This is a genomic window from Streptomyces sp. NPDC031111, assembly GCF_055570675.1.
Map to the genome: position 1 here is coordinate 1 of NZ_JBVIGS010000027.1, position 20,866 is coordinate 20,866.

13 protein-coding genes and 1 pseudogene are annotated in these 20,866 nt (G+C 69.4%); 4 read left to right on the forward strand and 10 right to left on the reverse strand.

Annotation, left to right across the window (positions count from 1 at the left end; genetic code table 11):
• Nucleotides 1–143: 143 nt before the first annotated feature.
• From ACZ470_RS36085 to ngcE, 3 genes are read right to left on the reverse strand one after another with little or no spacing between them, the layout of a single operon-like run.
• Nucleotides 144–1,052: a carbohydrate ABC transporter permease gene (locus ACZ470_RS36085; RefSeq protein ID WP_468434171.1), complete on the reverse strand. Its 909-nt coding sequence runs from the start codon at nucleotides 1,050–1,052 to the stop codon at nucleotides 144–146.
• Nucleotides 1,049–2,110, reverse strand: coding sequence for a carbohydrate ABC transporter permease (locus ACZ470_RS36090; protein ID WP_468434172.1), 1,062 nt, complete (start codon nucleotides 2,108–2,110; stop codon nucleotides 1,049–1,051). The genes ACZ470_RS36085 and ACZ470_RS36090 overlap by 4 nt, the downstream gene beginning before the upstream one ends.
• A gap of 7 nt (nucleotides 2,111–2,117) precedes the next feature.
• Nucleotides 2,118–3,461: an N-acetylglucosamine/diacetylchitobiose ABC transporter substrate-binding protein gene (gene ngcE / locus ACZ470_RS36095; protein WP_468434228.1), complete on the reverse strand. Its 1,344-nt coding sequence runs from the start codon at nucleotides 3,459–3,461 to the stop codon at nucleotides 2,118–2,120.
• Nucleotides 3,462–4,134: 673 nt separating this feature from the next.
• Between ngcE and ACZ470_RS36100 the strand changes: the two genes are divergently transcribed.
• The 3 genes and pseudogenes from ACZ470_RS36100 to ACZ470_RS36110 form a co-directional block, all read left to right on the forward strand.
• Complete coding sequence (locus ACZ470_RS36100) at nucleotides 4,135–7,932, forward strand: GH92 family glycosyl hydrolase (protein ID WP_468434173.1); 3,798 nt, start codon at nucleotides 4,135–4,137, stop codon at nucleotides 7,930–7,932.
• A gap of 156 nt (nucleotides 7,933–8,088) precedes the next feature.
• Nucleotides 8,089–10,053: an alpha-glucuronidase gene (locus ACZ470_RS36105; protein WP_468434174.1), complete on the forward strand. Its 1,965-nt coding sequence runs from the start codon at nucleotides 8,089–8,091 to the stop codon at nucleotides 10,051–10,053.
• Nucleotides 10,054–10,073: 20 nt separating this feature from the next.
• Nucleotides 10,074–10,556, forward strand: a pseudogene (locus ACZ470_RS36110) (NUDIX hydrolase); the annotation flags it as partial.
• Here the strand turns inward: ACZ470_RS36110 and ACZ470_RS36115 are convergent.
• Genes ACZ470_RS36115 through ACZ470_RS36140 form a run of 6 tightly spaced genes read right to left on the reverse strand, consistent with a single transcriptional unit; the run spans nucleotide 10,471 to nucleotide 18,353 of the window.
• Nucleotides 10,471–12,582 carry a beta-galactosidase gene (locus tag ACZ470_RS36115; protein WP_468434175.1) on the reverse strand — a complete coding sequence of 704 codons (2,112 nt, stop codon included), beginning with the start codon at nucleotides 12,580–12,582 and terminating at the stop codon, nucleotides 10,471–10,473. The pseudogene ACZ470_RS36110 and the gene ACZ470_RS36115 sit on opposite strands and share 86 nt — an antisense overlap.
• Nucleotides 12,579–13,262: a hypothetical protein gene (locus tag ACZ470_RS36120; protein WP_468434176.1), complete on the reverse strand. Its 684-nt coding sequence runs from the start codon at nucleotides 13,260–13,262 to the stop codon at nucleotides 12,579–12,581. The genes ACZ470_RS36115 and ACZ470_RS36120 overlap by 4 nt, the downstream gene beginning before the upstream one ends.
• Nucleotides 13,259–14,776: a GH39 family glycosyl hydrolase gene (locus ACZ470_RS36125; RefSeq protein WP_468434177.1), complete on the reverse strand. Its 1,518-nt coding sequence runs from the start codon at nucleotides 14,774–14,776 to the stop codon at nucleotides 13,259–13,261. Before ACZ470_RS36125 ends, ACZ470_RS36120 begins: the two co-directional genes overlap by 4 nt.
• Complete coding sequence (locus ACZ470_RS36130) at nucleotides 14,773–16,434, reverse strand: ABC transporter substrate-binding protein (protein WP_468434178.1); 1,662 nt, start codon at nucleotides 16,432–16,434, stop codon at nucleotides 14,773–14,775. Before ACZ470_RS36130 ends, ACZ470_RS36125 begins: the two co-directional genes overlap by 4 nt.
• 51 nt (nucleotides 16,435–16,485) lie before the next feature.
• Nucleotides 16,486–17,367, reverse strand: a complete 882-nt coding sequence (locus ACZ470_RS36135) for a carbohydrate ABC transporter permease (protein WP_468434179.1) — start codon at nucleotides 17,365–17,367, stop codon at nucleotides 16,486–16,488.
• Entirely contained in the window at nucleotides 17,361–18,353 is a 993-nt protein-coding gene (locus tag ACZ470_RS36140) for an ABC transporter permease (protein WP_468434180.1), read from the reverse strand. Before ACZ470_RS36140 ends, ACZ470_RS36135 begins: the two co-directional genes overlap by 7 nt.
• Nucleotides 18,354–18,620: 267 nt before the next feature.
• Here ACZ470_RS36140 and ACZ470_RS36145 point away from each other — a divergent pair, with 267 nt between their 5' ends.
• A complete protein-coding gene (locus tag ACZ470_RS36145) occupies nucleotides 18,621–19,613 on the forward strand; it encodes an acetylxylan esterase (protein WP_468434181.1) in 993 nt (330 codons plus the stop codon).
• A 61-nt stretch (nucleotides 19,614–19,674) separates the two neighbouring features.
• Here ACZ470_RS36145 and ACZ470_RS36150 read toward each other — a convergent pair whose 3' ends face one another.
• Nucleotides 19,675–20,769 (reverse strand): lytic polysaccharide monooxygenase, encoded by a 1,095-nt coding sequence (locus ACZ470_RS36150; RefSeq protein WP_468434182.1) that lies wholly within the window; start codon nucleotides 20,767–20,769, stop codon nucleotides 19,675–19,677.
• Nucleotides 20,770–20,866 lie beyond the last annotated feature (97 nt).

Genomic DNA, 20,866 nt, shown 5'->3' on the forward strand with positions numbered 1-20,866 from the left:
GTGACGGCAACCCAGGAAAGAGAGTGTGTTCGAGGCTGTGCCCACGCAAGATAATGGGACGGTACACAAGGGGGTCCCGCCCCGGGCCCCCCCCCCCCCCCCCCCCGGACCCCTGCGTACGACGGGTGGAGCGGCGGTGGGCGTCAGCGGAAGGTACCCTGCGACACCGAACCGGCGATCCGCCGCTGGAAGACGCAGTACACGATCAGTACGGGCACCACCGTGACCACGATCGCCGCGAACAGCGCGCCGTAGTCGATGTCGTAGACCTGCGAGGACGCGTAGGCGGCCATGCCCTGGGTGAGGACCCACTTGTCCTGGTCGGTGTTGAGCGCCACCGGCAGCAGGAACTGGTTCCACAGGCCCAGGAAGTTGAAGATCGCCACCGCCGCCATGCCCGGACTGGCCATCGGCAGCATCACCTGGAAGAACGCCCGCCAGTCCCCGGCACCGTCGATCAGCGCGGCCTCGTACACGTCGTGCGGCAGCGACCGGAAGAACGAATAGAGGAAGAACATCGTGAACGGCAGCGCGAACGCGACATAGGTGAGAATCAGTCCGGCACGCGTGTTCAGCAGCCCGAAGTTCTGCAACTGGAAGAAGAGCGGAACGATCGCCAGGAAGACCGGGAAAGTCAGGCCGGCGAGCATCACGTAGTAGATCAGCCGGCGGCCTGGGAACTCGAACCGGGCGAGAATGTAGGCGCACATCGCGCCGAGCAGCATCACCAGGAACAGTGCCGAGACCACGACGATCACGGAATTCAGGAAGTACTTCCCGATGTTCGCGTCGGTCCACGCATTCGCGTAGTTCTCGATCCGCCAGTGATCCGGCAGCGCGAACGGCGACGAAAGGATCTCGCCGGTCGATTTGAACGACGACATCAGCACCCACAGCATGGGCACGATCACGATCACGGACCACAGGATCAGCAGGGCGTGCGAGATCGCCGCGAATCTGCGGTCGCTGCTCACGGCGACGCGCGTCAGCTTCCGGTCGCTCGCCGGTTTCCGGTCACTGGCCGGCTTCCGGTCGGCGGCTATGGCGCTCACCGGGCACCTCCCTTGACTGCGGCACGCCGAGCCCTGGACCCAGGTGCTTTCCTCTTGCTCTCGCCCTCGCCACCGCCCGTGAGGCGGTTGACGAGGAACACCAGCGCCGCGAACACCAGGGTGACGACGGCGAGGACGACGCCCATCGCGGTGGCGTAGCCGAACTGCTGCTTGGCGAAAGCGACGTTGAACAGACGCTGGCTGATCGTCAGGGTCGAGTTGTCCGGGCCGCCGTTCGGCACCATCGCCTGGACGTAGACGAACGCGTCGAGGGCGGCGATGCCCAGGTAGATGTACGCCGTCTGCACACTGTCCCGGATCGCCGGCAGGGTGATCGAGATCGTGGTGCGGAACCGGCCGGCCCCATCGATCCTCGCCGCCTCGTACAGCTCGGCGGGAACGCCCTTGATCGCGGCGATGAAGAGCACCGCGTAGAACCCGACGAGCCCCCAGATGATGACGAACATCACGGCCGGCATCGCGGTCGTCTTCTCGCCCAGCCACGCGAACGTGTCGAACTGGTCGAGGCCGAGGCCGGTGAGGACGCCGTTGAGCAGGCCGGCGTTCGGGTCGTACATCTGCGCCCAGATCAGACCGACGATGATCGCCGGCACGACGTAGGGGAAGAACGAGATGATCCGGTAGAACGACGCTCCCCGGATCCCTCGGACCGGGCCCTTGCTGGGGCCGCCCAGGGTGATGGCCACGGCGACCCCGAGGGCGAGCGTCAGCGTCACCAGCGGCACGAAGGCCGCGAGGAGTGCGACGTTGCGCAACGCCTTCAGGAAGATGTCGTCCTGGAACATCTTCGTGAAGTTGTCGAAGCCGACGAAGTTGTAGTCCGGGCTGAAGCCACGCCAGTCGGTCATCGCCCAGAAGATCGCCTGGCCGAACGGGATCAGGACGAAGATCACGAAGATGGCCAGCGGGACACCGAGGAACGCGAGGAAGAACGTCACCCGGTCGAACGTGAGCTTGCGGCGCCGTGGCCGCCCGCCGCGAGCGGCCGGCTCGGGCCGGCGGCTCGCGGTTTCGGCAGTGGGGATCGTGTCCTTCATCGCGGTGCTAGCTGACCTTGACCTTGTCGACGGAGTCGTCCTCCCGGACCTTGTCGGAGATCTTCTGCAGGGCCGAGGTCAGCCCCTTGCCGTCGAGGTCACCGGCGAGGAACGAGTTCCACGGCACCAGCTGGTCGGTGTTCATCCCGTAGGTCTCGACGAACATGTAGTTGAAGATGTTGGTGCCCGCGGCCTCCAGCATCGTCGTCTGCGAGACGAGGGCCGTCGATCCGTAACCGTCGGCGGGCACGGTGCCCTTGACGATCGTCGGGGCCAGCTTCGTCCTGGAGAAGTTGGCGGCCGCCTTCTCCGACAGCATCGCCCGCAGCACTTCCTTGCCGCCGGCCGGGTTCTTGCCCTGCTTGGGCACGATGAACGGCTCGCCGGCGGCGGCGCGGAGCGACTCGTAGGGCAGCGCCGGCTTGTCGGTGAGCGTCATCGACGGGAATCCGGTCATCTGGAAGTCGGCCTTGGTGGCCTTCTTCATCTCGTTCTCGATCCAGCCACCGGACGGGTAGAGCAGCGCCTTCTGGTCGTTGCTCCAGATCGCCTGCGCCTTCTGGAACTGGGTGCCGGAGCCGCCGGGGACGAACATCTTCTGCTTGACCATGGTCTCCATGACCTTGATGACGCCCTGGATGGCCGGGTGCGACCAGCAGCCCTTCTCCAGGTTCTCCAGGCCGAGCCGGACCTCGTCGCCGCCCTCCTTGATCGCCGAGTCGATCAGGAGCGTGCGGTAGTAGGTCGCCGCCTCCTTGCCGTGGACGAAGAGGTACTTGCCCTTCTTCTTCGCCTCCTGGCCGAGGTCGAGCGCCTCGTCCCAGGTCTTCGGCGGGGTCCAGCCGTTCTCCTCGAAGAGCGTCTTCGAGTACCAGACGCCGTACACGGTCATCACGTAGTTGAGCGCGACGAACTTGTCCTTGAACGTGCCGGGGGCCTTGACGCCGGGGTAGACGATGTCGGCGATCTTCTTGCCCTCGTAGGTGTTGGCCTCGAACAGGTCGTCGAGCTCCTCCAACTGGTCGAGGATGCCGAGGAAGCCGATCTGGTCCTCACCGGAGTTGTCGATGAGGTCCGGCGGGTTGCCGCCGACGAAGCGGGGCTGGAGCTCGGGGGCGATGTCGACGACCGGCTTGACCTGGACCTTGAGGCCCTTGACCTGGCTGCCCAGCACCTGGTTGGTGTAGTCGACGTAGTCGGTGCCGTAGCCGCCGTCGAAGATGGCCGCTTCGACCGTGGAGTTCGCGGCGACACCGAACGGGTTGTTGGCGCTCTTCTCGCCCTTCGGGCCGCCGCCGCCGTCGTTGTCCTTGCTGGAGGGAGAACTGCACGCGACCGCGAACGAGCCCATCGCCGCGGTGGCGATGGCCCCGCGCAGGAGCGTCCGCCTGTCAAGAGAGCCGGCACGAATGGTCATCTCTGCATCCTCACTGATCGATTGGATCTGTACGGGTGTGCTGCGTGTGCGCCCGCCGTGGCCGGACCGGTTCTGCGCCGGCCGCACGGGGGGCGTTGTCGCCGTCGTCTCGGAGCCGCGGTGCGGCGCCGATGATCAGCTGAGCGATGCCGGCACAACAGTCGCCGGGGCCGGAGCGGCGGTCGCGCTCCGCCTGATCAGATCGCGATGGCCTACGCCGGTGGTGGATCCCATGCTCAAGTCCTCGCCTTCTCCAGGACTCAGGCGGTGAACCGGATCCTCCCCGGCACCGCGTTCGGGTCAAGCTGGGTCGTGCAGGAAGTGCGGCTGGTACTGGTCGGGTGCGGTGAAGATGCCCCGGAGTGCCGACAGGTATAGTCCACTTCACGCCGACGGAGCAAGATCGAATGCAAGGTTCACCTCTGGTCTTTTCCGAGTTGAGACCTCGCGGAAATATCGGCCTCCGACGCGTTCCCCGGCGGAAGAATCATTGCCGTTGGACTGGAATGCCGCATTCAACTCTCTTGACACCACGGGCCACTTGACCCACTACTAGACCTTGCGCATTTATTGACAACGTTGTCCGGCGCAGGGAGGGTGCTCACGCATGCAAAGCAGGGTTCGGCACAGATGGGGATCGGCGGTCGTCGCGGCGACCGCCTTCGCTTTGGCCGCGGGCTCACAGGGCGTCGCGGTGGCGCTGCCCCAGGCGCCGCCGAAGGCGGACCGTGAGTTCGCCTCGTCGTTCGAGTCCGGGGAGCCCGCCCCGGACTGGCTGAACACCGTCGACACCACCCGGGGCGGCGAGAAGCGCGCCTCGGGGGTGGACGGCGGGTTCAGTTCCGGCATCCCGGGCAATGTCACCGACCATGTCACGGACGTCCGCGCCAGCGGCGAGAACACCGGCGCCAAGGAGGTGAAGGGCAACCTCTTCGACGGCGAGTCGAGCACCAAGTGGCTGACCTTCGCGCCGACCGGCTGGATCGAGTTCGACCTGGACGAGCCGGCGAAGATCGTCAAGTACGCGCTCACCTCCGCCAACGACCACGACGAACGCGACCCCGTGGACTGGACCCTGAAGGGCTCGACGGACGGCGAGGACTGGCGGACGCTGGACACCCGCTCCGGGGAGTCCTTCGCCGAACGGTTCCAGACGAAGACGTACGACCTCGCCGAGGCGGCCGAGTACCGGCACTGGCGGATCGAGTTCACCAAGAACAACGGCGCGTCGGACGCCCTCCAGCTCGCCGACATCCAGCTGTCCACCGGCATCGCCGACCCCATACCGGAGGACATGCTCTCCCTCGTCGACCGCGGCCCGGCCGGCTCGCCGACCGCGAAGGCGGACGCCGGCTTCACCGGCAAGCGGGCCCTGCGCTACGCGGGCCGGCACACCGCCGAGGGCCGGGCGTACTCGTACAACAAGGTCTTCGACGTCGACGTGAAGGTCGAGCCGCGCACGGAGCTGTCGTACAAGATCTTCCCGTCGATGGCCGACCGGGACCTCGACTACGACGCCACGAACGTCTCCGTCGACCTGGTCTTCACCGACGGCACGTCTCTGAGCGGCCTCGGGGCGACGGACCAGCACGGCTTCCCGCTGACGCCGCGCGGCCAGGGCGACTCCAAGGTGCTGTACGTCAACCAGTGGAACAGCGTGCGGTCGGCGATCGGCTCGGTGGCCGCCGGCAAGACCGTCGACCGGATCCTGGTGGCGTACGACTCCCCCAAGGGCCCGGCGAAGTTCCGCGGCTGGCTGGACGACGTGGCGCTGAAGCGCGTGGCGCCCGAGCGGCCGAAGGCCCATCTGTCGGACTACGCGCTGACGACCCGGGGCACCAACTCCAGCGGCAGCTTCTCGCGCGGCAACAACTTCCCCGCGACGGCCGTGCCGCACGGTTTCAACTTCTGGACCCCGGTCACCAACGCCGGCTCGACGAGCTGGCTGTACGACTACGCGAGCGGCAACAACGACGACAACCTGACCACCATCCAGGCGTTCAGCGCGAGCCACGAGCCGAGCCCCTGGATGGGTGACCGGCAGACCTTCCAGGTGATGCCCTCGGCCGCCTCCGGCACCCCGGACACCGGTCGGGAGGCCCGCGAGCTGGCCTTCCGGCACGAGAACGAGACCGCGCGCCCGTACTACTACGGGGTGCGGTTCGAGAACGGCGTGAAGGCCGAGATGGCGCCGACGGACCACGCCGCGATGATGCGCTTCACCTTCCCCGGTGACGACGCGAGCGTGCTGTTCGACAACGTCAACGACCAGGCCGGGCTGACCCTCGACAAGGAGAACGGCACCTTCAGCGGCTACTCGGACGTCAAGTCCGGGCTGTCCACGGGCGCGACCCGGATGTTCGTGTACGGCGAGTTCGACAAGAAGGTCACGGACGGCGCCGCCAACGGCGTCAAGGGCCATCTGCGCTTCGACGCGGGCGACGACCGCCGGGTCACGCTCCGCCTCGCCACCTCCCTGATCAGCGTCGACCAGGCAAAGGACAACCTGCGCCAGGAGATCCCCGAGGGCCGCGGCTTCGAGGCGGTCAAGAAGAGCGCCCAGCGCCAGTGGGACCGCATCCTCGGCAAGGTCGAGGTCGAGGGCGCCACACCGGACCAGCTGACCACCCTCTACTCCAGCCTCTACCGGCTGTACCTGTACCCGAACTCGGGCTTCGAGAAGGTCGACGGAACGTACAAGTACGCCTCCCCGTTCTCGAAGATGCCGCAGCCGGACACCCCGACGCACACCGGCGCGAAGATCGTCGAGGGCAAGGTGTACGTCAACAACGGCTTCTGGGACACCTACCGGACCACCTGGCCGGCGTACTCCTTCCTGACCCCGTCCAAGGCCGGTGAGCTGGTCGACGGGTTCGTGCAGCACTACAAGGACGGCGGCTGGACCTCCCGCTGGTCCTCCCCCGGCTACGCCGACCTGATGACCGGCACCTCCTCCGACGTCGCGTTCGCGGACGCGTACGTCAAGGGCGTCGACTTCGACGCGGAGGCGGCGTACGACGCGGCGGTGAAGAACGCCACCGTCGTGCCCCCGTCGTCCGGTGTGGGCCGCAAGGGCATGGCCACCTCGCCCTTCCTCGGCTACACGAGCACGGAGACGCACGAGGGCCTGTCGTGGGCGCTGGAGGGCTTCCTCAACGACTACGGCATCGCGAAGATGGGCGAGGCGCTCCACAAGAAGACCGGCGAGAAGCGCTACCAGGAGGAGTCGGCGTACTTCCTCGACCGCGCCCGGGACTACGTCAACCTCTTCGACTCCGAGGCCGGGTTCTTCCAGGGGAAGAACGCCAAGGGCGACTGGCGGGTGGAGTCCTCGAAGTACGACCCGCGTGTGTGGGGCCACGACTACACCGAGACCAACGGCTGGGGCTACGCCTTCACCGCCGCCCAGGACAGCCGCGGTCTGGCCAACCTGTACGGCGGTCGCGCGGGCCTCGGGGACAAGCTCGACGAGTACCTGTCCACCCCCGAGACGGCCTCCCCGGACCTCAAGGGCTCCTACGGCGGCGTCATCCACGAGATGATCGAGGCGCGGGACGTCCGGATGGGCATGTACGGCCACTCCAACCAGGTCGCCCACCACGCCCTGTACATGTACGACGCGGCCGGGCAGCCCTGGAAGACGCAGAAGAACGTGCGCGAGGTGCTGTCCCGTCTGTACACCGGCAGCGAGATCGGGCAGGGCTACCACGGCGACGAGGACAACGGCGAGCAGTCGGCCTGGTACCTGTTCTCCTCGCTGGGCTTCTACCCGCTGGTGATGGGCAGCGGCGAGTACGCCATCGGCTCCCCGCTGTTCAAGAAGGTGACCGTGCACCTGGAGAACGGCCGCGAGCTGGTCGTCAAGGCGCCGAGGAACAGCGCGAAGAACGTCTACGTGCAGGGTCTGAAGGTCAACGGCAAGCGCTGGAACTCCACCGCGCTGCCGCACTCGGTGATCGCCCGGGGCGGGGTCCTGGAGTTCGACATGGGCCCGCGTCCGTCGTCGTGGGGCACCGGCAAGGACGCGGCGCCGGTGTCGATCACCCAGGACGACGAGGTGCCCGCCCCGCGCAAGGACGCCCTGAAGGGCGAGGGCGCCCTGTTCGACAACACGTCGGCGACCGGCGCCACGGTCTCCACGGTGGAGCTGCCCGTCACCGGCGCGACGAAGGCGGTGCAGTACACGCTGACGTCCTCGGACGCCGCGAAGGCGCCCACCGGCTGGGTGCTCCAGGGTTCGGCCGACGGCACGACGTGGACGGACCTGGACGAGCGGACGGGCGAGTCCTTCCGCTGGGACCGGCAGACGCGGGCCTTCTCGGTCGACCGGCCGGCGTCCTACGGCCACTACCGGCTGGTGCTGACCGGTGAGGCCGCGCTGACGGAGGTGGAACTGCTGAGCTGACCGCTGCTCACATGGCGGGTCCGGACCTGGTCCGGGCCCGCCTTTTCCATGGACTTCCGCAGGCCAACAGGTACCTCTCGGGTCACTGGTGCACCAGAATGAGGGTGGCCCCCGGTGCTCTCCGGGCGGCGTGTCCTTGGCAAGGGGAGAGCACGGATGACGTACTCGGGGGACTTCGACGCGGCCTGGCTGCCGCCGGCAGCGTTCCGGGCGGTCGGCAGCCGGCGTTCGCTGATACGGGCCGCCGACGGGCTGCTGACGGACACGGTGCACGGCGAACTGGCCGACGCCTGCGAGCGGTTCGGCGGCCGGGTGGTACGCGACGGGGGTGAGGACGCCGAACTGGTCCTCGAACTGACCGACGCCGAAGGGCTCGGCGACGAGGGGTTCGCGCTGGCGCGCCGCGACGGGACCACGACCGTCACCGCGTCCGGCGAACGCGGGCTGCTGTACGGGCTGTTCCACGTCGTCCGGCTCGGTGAGGACGCCTTCCGCGGTGAGCGGGCCCGCGAGGAGCACCGCCCGGCGTTCGCCTCGCGCATGCTGGACCACTGGGACAACGTGGCGGTGCACCCCGTGATGGGCCAGGTCGAACGCGGTTACTCGGGCGGCTCGTTGTTCTGGTCCGACGGCCGGGCGCGCGGCGACCTGGAGCGGGTGCGGGCGTACGGTCGGCTGCTGGCCGCGTGCGGGATCAACGCCGTCGCCGTCAACAACGTCAATGTGCACGGGACCGAGGCGCGGCTGCTCACCGACCGGATCGGTGAAGTCGCCGCGATCGCCGACGCGTTGCGCCCCTACGGCATCCGCACCCATCTGTCGGTGACGTTCGCCGCGCCGATGGTGTTGGGCGGACTGCCCACCGCCGACCCGCTGGACGGGACGGTGCGTGACTGGTGGGCGCGGGCCACGCGCGCGGTGTACGAGGCGATCGGCGACTTCGGCGGGTATGTCGTCAAGGCCGACTCGGAGGGCCGGCCCGGCCCGTTCGCCTACGGCCGCTCGCACGCCGACGGGGCGAACATGCTGGCCGCCGCGCTGGAGCCGTACGGCGGCACGGTGCACTGGCGGGCCTTCGTCTACGACCACCACCAGGACTGGCGCGACCGGAGCACCGACCGGGCGCGGGCCGCGTACGACCACTTCACCCCGCTGGACGGGGAGTTCGCCGCGAACGCGGTGCTCCAGGTCAAGCACGGGCCGATGGACTTCCAGGTGCGCGAGCCGGTGTCCCCGCTGATCGGCGCGATGCCCCGGACCCGGCTCGCGGTGGAACTCCAGGTCACCCAGGAGTACACCGGGCAGCAGCGGCACGTGTGCTGGCTGGGCCCGATGTGGAGCGAGGCGCTGCGGTTCCGGCCGGACGGCGAGGTGAGTGCCGGACGGCTCGCGGACGGGCTCGTGGCCGTGTCGAACGCCGGCGACGACCCGTTCTGGACCGGGCATCCGCTCGCCCAGGCCAACCTCTACGCCTTCGGCCGGCTGGCCTGGGACCCGGCGGCGGACCCGCGTGCGGTCCTCGGCGAGTGGATCGCGCTGACCCATCCGGGGGCGGAGGAACGGCTGGTCGAGGGCCTGCACGCGGTGCTCGACGGTTCCTGGCCGACGTACGAGAAGTACACCGCCCCGCTCGGGGTGGGCTTCATGGTGCAGCCGGGGCACCACTACGGGCCGAGCGTCGACGGCTACGAGTACAGCCCGTGGGGCACCTACCACTTCGCCGACCGGGATGGCATCGGCGTCGACCGCAGTACGGCCACCGGCACCGGGTACGCCGGTCAGTACGCCAAGCCGTGGGCCGAGGTGTACGAGTCGCCGGACACCTGCCCCGACGAGTTGCTGCTGTTCTTCCACCATGTGCCGTACGGGCATGTGCTGCACAGCGGGAAGACGGTGATCCAGCACATCTACGACACGCACTTCGAGGGCGTGGCGGAGGTGGAGGAGGCCCGCCGGGTGTGGGCGGGCCTCGCGGACCTGGTGGACCCGGCGCGCCACGCCCGGGTGGCGGAGCGCTACGAGGAGCAGCTCCGCAGCGCCCGCGAGTGGCGCGACCAGGTCAACAGCTACTTCCTCCGCAAGTCCGGGGTGCCGGACCAGCGGGGGCGGACGATCCACTGACCTCCGGCATCGTGTGTCCCATGGGTGAACGGGTCGACCGCGTCGACGAGCAGGACCGGGTGCTGGGAGTCGTCGACCGGGCCGAGGCGATCCGCCGGGGCTGGCTCCACCGCATCGCCACGATCGTGTGCCGGGACGGGGACGGGCGGTTCCTCGTCCACCGCCGGCCGGACGACGACTCCCGCTTCCCGGGCCAGTACAACTGGATGCTGGGCGGCGCGGTCGACGCCGGCGAGTCGTACGCCGAGGCCGCGGCCCGGGAGCTGGCGGAGGAGGCGGGGGTGCGTGCCGCCCCGCGCTTCGTGCTCAAGTTCCTGTGCGCGGGGGTGATCAGCCCCTATTGGATGGGGCTGCACGAGGTCGTCCTCACGACGCCCGTCCGGCCTAATGCCGAGGAAGTCGCCTGGCACGGCTGGGTCACCGCTCGGGAACTCGAATCCCTGGTGCGGCGGCGGGGGTTCGTTCCGGACGCGCGTGAGGCGTTCGACCGGTATCGGCGGCTGCGCCGGGCGGAGGAATCCGGAGCACCGCCACACCGAGCGGGTCGAGGGTGAACGGTTCGTTCTGTTCGGTGTGTTTGCCCGTGAGCAGGTCCGTGGCGGTGGTGTGGGCGGTCAGGTGGGCCGGTTCGGTGGCGTGGTTGAGGAGGAAGAGCAGGCGGGTGCCGTCGGGGGCGACGCGGGTCGCGGTCTCGACGGCGGTGTGGTCGGCGTAGGGGCCGACGAGGCCGTGCCGGTGGAGGACGCGGCGGACCACGTGGTCGACGCCGGGCCGGTCGAGGGCCGTGGCGACGTACCACGCCTCGCCCTCGCCGAAGCGGTTGCGGGTGACGGCGGGGGTGCCGGCGTAGAAGTCGGCGCCGTACGTGCCGACGGGTTCGGCGCCGCGCGGTCGTACGATCTCGAAGACCAGGCGCGCGTCGGCGGTGAAGTCGCCCAGGTGGACGGGGTTCACGACCTCCTCCTGGCGTGCGTCCCACTCGTCGATCCGGATGCCCATCAGCGGGGCGAGCGGGCCGGGCACGTCGGTGGGGAAGGCCCGGTCGTGCTCGTCGACCCGGCCGGAGAGGAACGTGGCCAGCACGGTGCCGCCGCGCGCGGCGAGGGCCTCCAGGCGGGCCGCGAGGTCGTCCTTGATCATGTGCAGCGCGGGGGCGAGGACCACGTCGTACGGGGTGAGGTCGGCGGTGACCGGAACGACGTCCACGTCGGCGCCGGCCTCGCGGGCGGCCCGGTAGTAGGCGTGGACCACTTCCTGGTAGCGGACGAGCCGGGAGGGGCCGTCGGACATCTCCAGGGCCCACCAGCTGTCCCAGTCGAAGAGGAGGGCGGTGCGGGCGGGGGTGCGGGCGCCCAGGCTCGCGTCGCCCAGGACCGTCAGCTCCTCCCCCAGTGCGGCGACCTCCTGGAAGACCCGGGTGTCGTCGCGGCCCGCGTGGCCGATGACCGCGCCGTGGTACTTCTCGCAGGCGCCGCGTGAGGCGCGCAGCTGGAAGTACAGGGTGGCGTCCGCGCCGTGGGCGACGGCCTGGAAGGTGGCCAGGCGCAGTTCGCCGGGGCGGCGCAGCGGGTTGACGTCACGGCACGCGGTCGTGGACGGGGTCTGCTCCATCAGCCAGAAGGGGGCGCCGTCCTTGAGGCCGCGCATCAGGTCGTGGGCTAGGGCGGCGACGGTGGGCGGGGCGTCCAGGGGCGGATAGCTGTCCCAGGAGGCGAAGTCGAGGTGGGGCGCCCAGCGGTGGTAGTCGAGGGGGCGAAACATGCCCATGAAGTTGGTGGTGACGGGTGTGTCCGGGTCGTGGGCGCGGATCACCTCCTTCTCGGCGAGGAAGCAGCCGAGCAGGGCGTCGGTGGTGAAGCGGTGGTAGTCCAGGGTGATGCCCTGGAAGGCGGTGTGGTCGGGTCCGCGCCAGTGCTCGGTGAGCGCGCTGGGCGGCTCGATCTGGTCCCAGTCGGTGTAGCGGTGCGACCAGAAGGTGGTCCACCAGGCGTCGTTGAGGGCGTCGAGGGTGCCGTGCCGGTCGCGCAGCCAGGCGCGGAAGGCGTCGGCGCAAAGGTCGCAGTAGCAGACGCCGCCGTACTCGTTGTTGATGTGCCAGGCGAGGACGGCGGGATGGCCGGCGTACCGTTCGGCGAGGCGGCCGGCCAGGGCGGTGGAGAGCCGACGGTACGCCGGTGAGCTGGGGCAGAAGTTGTGGCGCTGGCCGTAGCGGTGCCGGCGGCCCTCGAAGTCGGTGCGGTTGACCTCGGGGTACCGTTTGGCCATCCAGGGCGGGAGGGCCGCGGTGCCGGTGGCGAGGCAGACCCGGCGGCCCTCGGCCGCCGCCCGGTCGACGATCCGGTCCAGGACGGTGAAGTCGTAGGTGTCCTCGGCGGGTTGGGTGAGGGACCAGGAGAAGACCCCGACGGTGAGGGTGTCGATGCCGGCCGCGGTGAACAGGCGGTGGTCCTCGTCCCACACCTCCTCCGGCCACTGCTCGGGGTTGTAGTCGCCGCCGTAGGGGATCTTCGGGGTGCGGGGCGGGGTCATGCGGTGAACTCCTCCTGGGTCTCGGCGATCACCGGGCGGCCGCTGTGCAGCAGGGACAGCAGCAGGGGGGCGGCGAGCAGGGCGGGCAGGGCCTCGGTCAGCAGGGCGGTCCCGGCGGCGGTGAGGACCAGCAGCGAGAGGGCGCCGAGGGTGGCGCGCGGGTGCCGGAGCAGGAAGTAGGCGGCGAGGCGGGCGGTGTCGCGGGCGCGGAAGGTGAACAGGGTGGTGAGGATCAGGGCGTGCGCGCCCCACAGGAGGGAGCCCGTGCCGATCAGCGCGAGGAGCAGCGCCCACCAGCCGGGGAGTCCGGTGGCGGAGAAGTGGGTGAGGGTGAAGGCGATCACCGTGAGCCAGCCGAGCAGCGGCGCCCACAGTTTCAGCGTGGGCACGGCGCCCAGCCGCCAGCCGCGCAGGAAGGCGCGGGCCGGGTGGAGTTCGGTGAGGTCGCGGCTGCGGTGGTGCAGGGCGTAGAGGGCGGCTGATGTCGCCGGGCCCAGGGGCAGCAGGCAGAGCGCGGCGAGGGGCAGGTTGGCGGGGTCGGGGGCGAGCAGGAAGAGGCCGGCGAGGCCCGGCGCCGCGGTGAGCAGCAGCAGGGCCTCGACGGTGAGGAGCGTGTGGATCAGCGCGGCGGCCCGGGACAGCGTCCCGGTGCCGAACGCGTCGGCCCGTGCGGTGCTCACGGCACCTCCCGGCCGAGCAGCCGCCGCTCGTCCCACCACTCCGGGGTCTCGTCGTCGACCGGGGTCAGCTCGACGAGGGTGATCTCGTGGCGGGCCAGGGTCAGATCGAGCTCGACGCGGCCCTCCTCGACGGGCAGCCGGTGGTGGGCGCGGGCGGGCTCGGACGCCTCGCGCAGGACGTCGAGCTGCCCGGCCTTCGGTGAGCGGGGGCTGCCCATGTGCCGCCAGGCGGTGTACGCGTTGCCGCGCTCCTCGTCGACGGAGGAGCGCCGGACGAACGCCTCGCCGCGCGGGGCGGTGCCGACCGGCAGGGACAGGCGCAGGGTGTGCCGGTCCGGGCCGGGCGTCTCCCCCGTGGGGTCGACGGGCGCCCAGGCGAGGACGGTGACCCGGCCATCGGCGTGCCGGGTCACCAAGTGGTCGTCGCCGCGGGCCAGTCGCTCCTCCCCCATGCGCGCCATGAAGGCGTACAGGTGGTAGGTCGGCTTGCGCAGCCCGCGGTGGGTGAGCAGGCCGAAGCCGCCGTGGAACAGCGCGGTCGGGATGCCGGTCTCCTCGAAGACGTCGCTGAACGTCCAGTAGGAGAAGGAGTCGGCGTGGTCGCCGCCGGCCGCCACGACCGGGGCCAGGTAGGCGGCGTGGAAGGCGGTGTCGTGGATCGGGTTGTCGGGCCGGTAGGAGGAGTTGAACTCGGTGATGTGGACGGGCAGTCCGGCCAGCCGGGTGTCCTTGAGGACGCGGCGGGGAGCGGCGAACTGGTCCAGCAGGTCGGTCGCCGGGGCCAGGGTCTGGTGGACGCCGAAGGGGACGTGCTCGGCCGGTCCGGAGGTGTAGGCGTGCCGGGAGACGAAGTCGACGGGTACGCCGTGGCGGTCGGTGAACTCGGCGAACGGGACCAGCCACTCGTCCGCGCCGGGGGAGATCGCCGGGCCGCCGACCCGCAACCGGTCGTCCACCTCCTTCACGGTGTGCGCGGTCACCTCGTACAGCCGGTGGTAGGCCGCTTCGTCGGCGTTCCGCCAGAAGGCGGTCAGATTGGGTTCGTTCCACACCTCGACGGGCCAGGTGCGCACCTCGTCGGCGCCGTAGCGGTCGATGAGGTGGGTGAGGACGGCGCGCACCAGGGCCGTCCACTCCTTCTCGTCGGCGGGCGGGGTGATGTTGCCCCGCCACCAGAACACCGTCTCCTCGCCCGAGGCCAGGGCGCTCGGCATGAAGCCCAGTTCGAGGAAGGGGCGGATGCCGAGGCCGAGGCAGGCGTCGAGCACCTGGTCGAGGTAGGTGAACGAGTGGTGGGTGCGGCGGGTGCCCTGCCACTCGTAGGGGCGGTGGATGCCCATGCCGTCGCTGAGCAGGCCGTGGCCGCGCAGATACCGGAAGCCGATGTCGCGCTGGAGGTGGGCGAGGGAGTCCTGGTAGTCGCGGCGCAGGGCGAGGTCGAGGCGGCCGGTGCCGACGCAGGTCCGCCAGGCGTCGGACAGCCGGCCGTTCGACTCCGTGGGGACGCGGATCACGCGTTCTCCTTCTTGAACCGCTCGTACGCCTGGTTGTGCAGGTCGATGAACCGGTCCATGTTCTTGGCCTTCAGTTCGTTGACGTAGTCGTCCCACTCGGAGAGCGGGCGCTTGCCGAGGACGAACTGGAGCGCGTTCTGGGTGACGTGGTCCTTCAGCGGGGTGTCCCAGAGGGTGGCCTGCTCCTGCTCCTCGGCGCGCAGCGGGTGCGGCGGGTCGGTGGGCAGCGGCTCACGGGACGCCATGGCGTCCGTGAACTTCTTCTCGTCGGGGCTGAAGGAGGACGAGACCAGGGCCCAGCTGCCGCCGTAGGTGAACACGCCGTTGAAGAAGCCGAAGTCCTTCTGGAGGTCCTTCGGGGCGTCCGGGTCGGAGCCCATGAGGGTGATGCCGGACTTGAGTTCGTACTGCCCGGGGCCGGAGCGGGTGAAGGTGGTGTTCTCCACGCCCCACTTGCAGAACTCCTGGCCGGCGTCGGAGTACCAGAGCCAGTCCACGAACTGCATCAGGGCGACGAAGTCGTCGCTCTCCAAGGCCTTGCTGGAGATCATCATGCCGTTCTCCAGGCGGGCACCGCCGAGGACCACCGGTCCCGCGGGGCCGATCGGCACCGGGATCATCTCGATGGTGGCGCCCTTGACCTGCTTCTCGAGGTTGTAGCGGTAGTTCTGCACCAGCTCCTGCGGGTTGGCGCTGATCGCGAAGGACTTCTCCGCCAGCAGCTTCTTGACCGCCTCGTCATCGGTCTGGGTGAAGCTCTCGGGGTCCATCAGCTTCTCGGCGACCAGCTTGTGCAGATACTCGACGACCTGGCGGAAGGCGTCCGTGGCTCCGGTGAAGGAGAACTTCTGCGCCTTGGCGTCCCAGCTGGTGTTGAGATAGGACCAGCCGGCCCGTACGCCGTGCGCCTGGCCGAGGTACTGGAACAGGGCACCGGCGGGGAAGGGGGTGTTGGTGCTCCAGCGGTCGGTGAACGGGTAGAGGTCGGGGTACTCCGCCTTGAGCGCCTTGAGGGTCGTGTACACCTCGTCCCAGGTGGTGGGCAGGCTCAGGCCGTGCTTGTCGAGGATGTCGGTGCGGAAGGACAGCGAGTAGCCCTGCTTGACCTTCTCGTGCAGTCCGGGCAGCAGGTAGTAGTTGCCGTCGGACTGGCGCAGTGAGTCGACCTCCGGCTGGAGGTTCCATCTCTTGACCTTGTCCTGGAAGTTGGGCATCAGGTCCACGTACTCGCTGACCGGGAGGATCGCGCCCGAGGAGACGAACGCGGTCTCCTGGCCCGGGTAGGTCTTGGGGATGAGGAGGGGCGCGTCGCCGGCGCCGATGAGCAGGCTGCGCTTCTTCTCGTAGTCGCTCAGCGGGACCGGGGTGGCCTTGAGGGTGATGCCGGTGCGCCGGGTGAGCTCCTTCCAGAACAGCCAGTCGCCCTTCAGCGGGTAGACGGGGTTGTTGTTGTGCAGGAGGGAGAAGGACAGCGGCTCGGTGGCCTTGAACTGCTCGCCGGCGCGGTAGTTCTTCATGGCGCCGTTGCGCTTCTTCGACAGGTCCTTGGCGCCGTCGCCGCCGTCACCGCCGCTGCCGCAGCCGGTGAGGGCGGCGAGGCCGATGAATCCGGCGGCGCCGAGGAGTTGGCGCCGCGACAGCTGTCCGGTGTTCTTCACGGGGGACTCCCTTGGTGCGTTCGCGAGTTGAGGGGAGGGGTGGTGCGGTGGTCAGCCCTTGACGGCGCCGAGCATCACGCCCGACACGAAGTAGCGCTGCACGAACGGGTAGAGGCAGAGGATCGGCAGCGAGGTGAGCACGATCGTGACGGCCTGGATATTGGCGCTGACCTGGGTGAGCTGCTCGGTCGACGCTCCCGCGCCGGTGCCTCCGGTGGCGCCCGCGAGGAGGTTGCGCAGATACACCGTGACCGGCATCAGTTCGGTGCGGTCCATATAGAGGAAGGCCGAGAACCAGGAGTTCCAGAAGGACACCGCGTAGAAGAGGACCATGGTCGCGACGACGGCCTTGGACAGCGGCAGCACGATCCGCAGCAGGATGCCGTAGGTGCTGAGCCCGTCGATCTGCGCGGCCTCCTCCAGTTCCGTCGGCAGGCTCTCGAAGAAGGCCTTCATCACCAGCAGGTTGAAGACGCTGATCGCGTTCGGCAGGGCGATCGCCCACACGCTGTTCTTCAGTCCGAGGCTGGTGATCAGGACGTAGTTGGGGATCAGACCGCCGGTGAAGAACATGGTGAAGACGGCGATCCCGACGAGGGCACCGCGTCCCTTGAGGTTCTTCTTCGACAGGACGTAGGCGTAGCAGGTGGTCAGCACCATGGCGACGGCGGTGGAGACCACCGTGTAGAAGACGGTGTTGCCGTAGTTGCGCCAGAACATCGAGTCGGAGAAGACGATCTCGTACGTGGTGAGGTTGAAGCCCTTGGGCCACAGCGTCACCTCGCCGGCCCGGATCTGCCGTTCCCCGCTGAAGGAACGGGCGATGATGTTGACGAAGGGGTACAGCGTCACCAGCACGACCAGTGTGAGGATCACGCCGTTGACGCCCTGGAAGACGCGGTAGCCGCGGGACGGCCGGTTGACACTCACCACAGGCTCGTCCCCACCGTGCGGCGCGACAGCTGGTTGGCCGAGGTGATCAGGACCAGGCCGATGATCGCCTCGAACAGGCCGATCGCGGCGGCGTAGCTGAAGCTGTTGGACTCCACACCGGTCCGGTAGAGATAGGTGGAGATCACGTCGGCGGTCGGATATGTCAGCGGGTTGTAGAGCAACAGGACCTTCTCGAAACCGACGGCCATGAACGTGCCGATGTTGAGGATCAGCAGCGTGATCATGGTGGGGCGGATGCCGGGCAGGGTGACGTGCCAGATCTGCTGCCAGCGGTTGGCGCCGTCGATGCGGGCGGCCTCGTACAGGTCCTCGTCGATGGTGGTGAGCGCGGCGAGGTAGAGGATCGTGCCCCAGCCGGCGGTCTGCCAGATCTCCGAGCCGACGTAGATGGTGCGGAACCAGTCGGGTTCCTGGATGAACCGGATCGGATCGTGTCCGAACCAGCCGAGGACGTGGTTGATCGGGCCGTCCGTGGCGAGCATCTGGAGCGTGATGCCCGCGACGATCACGATCGACAGGAAGTGCGGCAGGTACGACACCGACTGCACGAACCGCTTCAGCGACTTCCGGCGCACCTCGTTCAGCAGCAGGGCCAGCACGATCGGGATGGGGAAGCAGAAGACGAGGGTGAGTCCGCCCATCCACAGGGTGTTCCTGAACACCTGCCAGAAGGTCGGGTCGGACAGGAACATCTCGACGTAGCGCAGCCCCACCCAGTATTCGCCGAGGATCGAACCGCCCGGCTCGAACCGGCGGAACGCGATCACATTGCCGATCATCGGCAGATAGCGGAACACCAGGAAGAACAGCAGCGGCAGCACCGCCAGCGAGTACAACTGCCAGTCCTTGCGCAGTGCGCGTCGCCAGCCGATGCGGGCGGGCGAACGGGTGCGCCGGGGCGCCGGCTTCGTCGGCGGCGGGTCCTGAGTACCGGGCGGCGGGGCCGACCTGGTGGGGGTGGTCATGACTCGGGGGCCTCCCGTGCGTAGGGCGCGGAACCGAAAGTTTCGAGCCCCTACCGGTAACTTCGCGGCAACCTATGAGCACCAGTAAGCGCTGTCAATGGGTGCCGCACAGCCGAAATTTGACAGGTCGCGGCGATGAGCCAACCCGTACGGACGGCTGTGGAAGCGGGCCCGGATCTGTTAACGTCCCCGGAACTTTCCGGTGCGTGCTCGCAACGATCGGCCGTGCTGCCCATTCGACTCCACTTCGACTCTGCGAGGTGCCCCGTGCCCGCGTTCGACCTGCCCCCGGCTGAACTGGAGCGCCACCGCCCGGACATCGAGGAGCCCGCCGACTTCGACGCCTTCTGGGAGCGCACGTTGAAGGAGGCGTCGGCCGAGGGCGATCCGCTGGTCTCCGTGCGGCCGGTGGAGAACGGGCTGCGGCTGACCGAGACCTGGGACGTGACGTTCCGCGGCTTCGCCGGCGATCCGGTGCGCGCCTGGTTCAGCCTGCCCGCGGGAGTGGCCGAACCCTTGCCCGCGGTCGTGGAGTTCGCGGGCTACGGACGCGGACGCGGGCTGCCGCACGAACGGCTGACGTGGGTGAACGCCGGGTACGCGCATCTGCTGATGGACAACCGGGGCCAGGGCGACCAGTACGGCTGCGGCGGCGACACCCCCGATCCGCACGCCCTGGCGCCGGGCGGCCCCGGCCCCGCCGTCCGGGGCCTGCTCGACCCGAGGGACTACCACTACCGCCGGCTGATCACCGACGCGGTGCGCGCGGTGGCCGCCGTACGCGCGCTGCCGGGGGTGGACGCCTCCCGTGTCGCCGCCGTGGGCAACAGTCAGGGCGGCGGTCTCGCGCTGGCGGTGGCGGGCCTCGTGCCGGACCTGGCGGCGGTCCTGGTCACCGCCCCGCTGCTGTGCGGCATCCACCGCGCGCTGGACCTCACCGACGTGCCCCCGTACGGCGAGATCACCGCCTACCTCTCGGTGCACCGCGGCGCCGAGGGGGCCGCCTACCGCACCCTCTCCTACGTCGAGGGCGTGTCCTTCGCCCGTCGCGCCCACGCACCGGCCCACTTCGGGGTCGGGCTGCGCGACACGGTCTGCCCGCCGAGCGGGGCGTACGCGGCGTTCAACCGGTACGCGGAACGGACCGCCGGGGACCCTGCCAAGGTGCTCCACGCCTATCCCTTCAACGGGCACGAGGGCGGGGACGCGGTGCATGTACGACGCCAACTGGAGTGGCTCGCCGCGCTGTTGGACACCTGAACGGTGCGTGGGCGGCGCCGATGGCCACCGGACACGCCATCGGTGCCGCCCACGGGGCGGTTCAGCCGACCCGGCAGGGCAGGGCCGTCGTACTGTCACCGCCCGCACCGGAGACCACATAGCCGAACGTCGTGCTCTCCCCCGGATCGAGGGAGCCGTTCCAGCCGGCGTTGTGGACCATCACGTCCTGGCCGTCGTACGTGGCGTCGCCGCTCCACAGACTGTCGACCCGCTGGCCGTCCGGGAGGGTCCAGTCGACCATCCAGCCGAGCATCGGCACGTCGCCGCTGTTGGTGACGGTCACCTCGGACTGGTGGCCGCCGCTCCAGTTGCCCGTGGTGCGGCGGGTGGCGGTGCACTCGCCGGGGACCGGGTCGGGGTCGGTCCCGTCACCGGGGTCCTTGACGCCGGTCACCTCGCCGTTGCCGCCGTCGAAGACGACGTCGGAGCACGAGTAGAAGGTCTCCTTGCTGTCCGAGCGCTGCCAGACCATGTAGATGACGTGGCGTCCGGACTTGCCCTCCGGAAGCTGCCCGCTCCAGCGGTAGTCGGCCTCGACGGTGCCCGGGGAGCCGTTGAGCGGCGGGTGGTCGACGGTGAGGAAGGGCTGCTCCTCCAGGTCGGACCAGGTGAGCGTCCGCGTCGGGTCGAAGCCGTCCTTGGTGATGTACACGTGGAACCAGCCCGGGTGCGCGGCCCAGGCGTTGTAGGAGAAGTCGACGGTCGCGCCCGAGGTCAGATGGGTGAGCGGCCAGTCGGCGCTGGGGGTGTTGAAGCCGGTGAAGTTGGTGTTGCCGCCGCTGCACAGCTCCCCGTCCGGCACGAAGCCGCGGGTGCGGCCGTCGCCGTCGGAGCGCAGGACGGAGAACCAGTTGTAGAAGGGTGTGGTTCCACTGACCTGTGCGGCGGCCCTGCACGCCGGGTTGACCGGCTTGATCTCGCCGGTGTCGGTCAACGCGTCCTGCCAGCAAAGGAAGGTGCGGCTGCCGGGTTTCATGGGCGTGCCGTGGGCCTCCGCCTCGGCGCCCGCCGTCACGACCAGGCCGATGGCCGGGACGGTGGCGAGCAGGGAGACCAGGACGAGGAAGAGGGCTCGGGTGCGGGTGGGGAGCGCCGATCGGGGGACGGGACCACTCCCGGTTCTTGTTGTGATCATGACACACCTGTCCGTCGCTGCGGGGGAAACGGTCGTGCGCAGGGGTGCGTGGAGGGCGAGGTGGGAGTGCCCCGACGGCGGGTTCCGGTCCACCGGA

Excerpts from the sequence above, each read along its gene's own strand:
- ACZ470_RS36150 (WP_468434182.1), bottom strand. The coding sequence starts at position 20,769 with ATGATCACAACAAGAACCGGGAGTGGTCCCGTCCCCCGATCGGCGCTC.
- ACZ470_RS36115 (WP_468434175.1), bottom strand. The coding sequence starts at position 12,582 with ATGACCCCGCCCCGCACCCCGAAGATCCCCTACGGCGGCGACTACAAC.
- ngcE (WP_468434228.1), bottom strand. The coding sequence starts at position 3,461 with ATGGGCTCGTTCGCGGTCGCGTGCAGTTCTCCCTCCAGCAAGGACAAC.
- ACZ470_RS36090 (WP_468434172.1), bottom strand. The coding sequence starts at position 2,110 with ATGAAGGACACGATCCCCACTGCCGAAACCGCGAGCCGCCGGCCCGAG.
- ACZ470_RS36140 (WP_468434180.1), bottom strand. The coding sequence starts at position 18,353 with ATGACCACCCCCACCAGGTCGGCCCCGCCGCCCGGTACTCAGGACCCG.
- ACZ470_RS36100 (WP_468434173.1), top strand. The coding sequence starts at position 4,135 with ATGCAAAGCAGGGTTCGGCACAGATGGGGATCGGCGGTCGTCGCGGCG.
- ACZ470_RS36105 (WP_468434174.1), top strand. The coding sequence starts at position 8,089 with ATGACGTACTCGGGGGACTTCGACGCGGCCTGGCTGCCGCCGGCAGCG.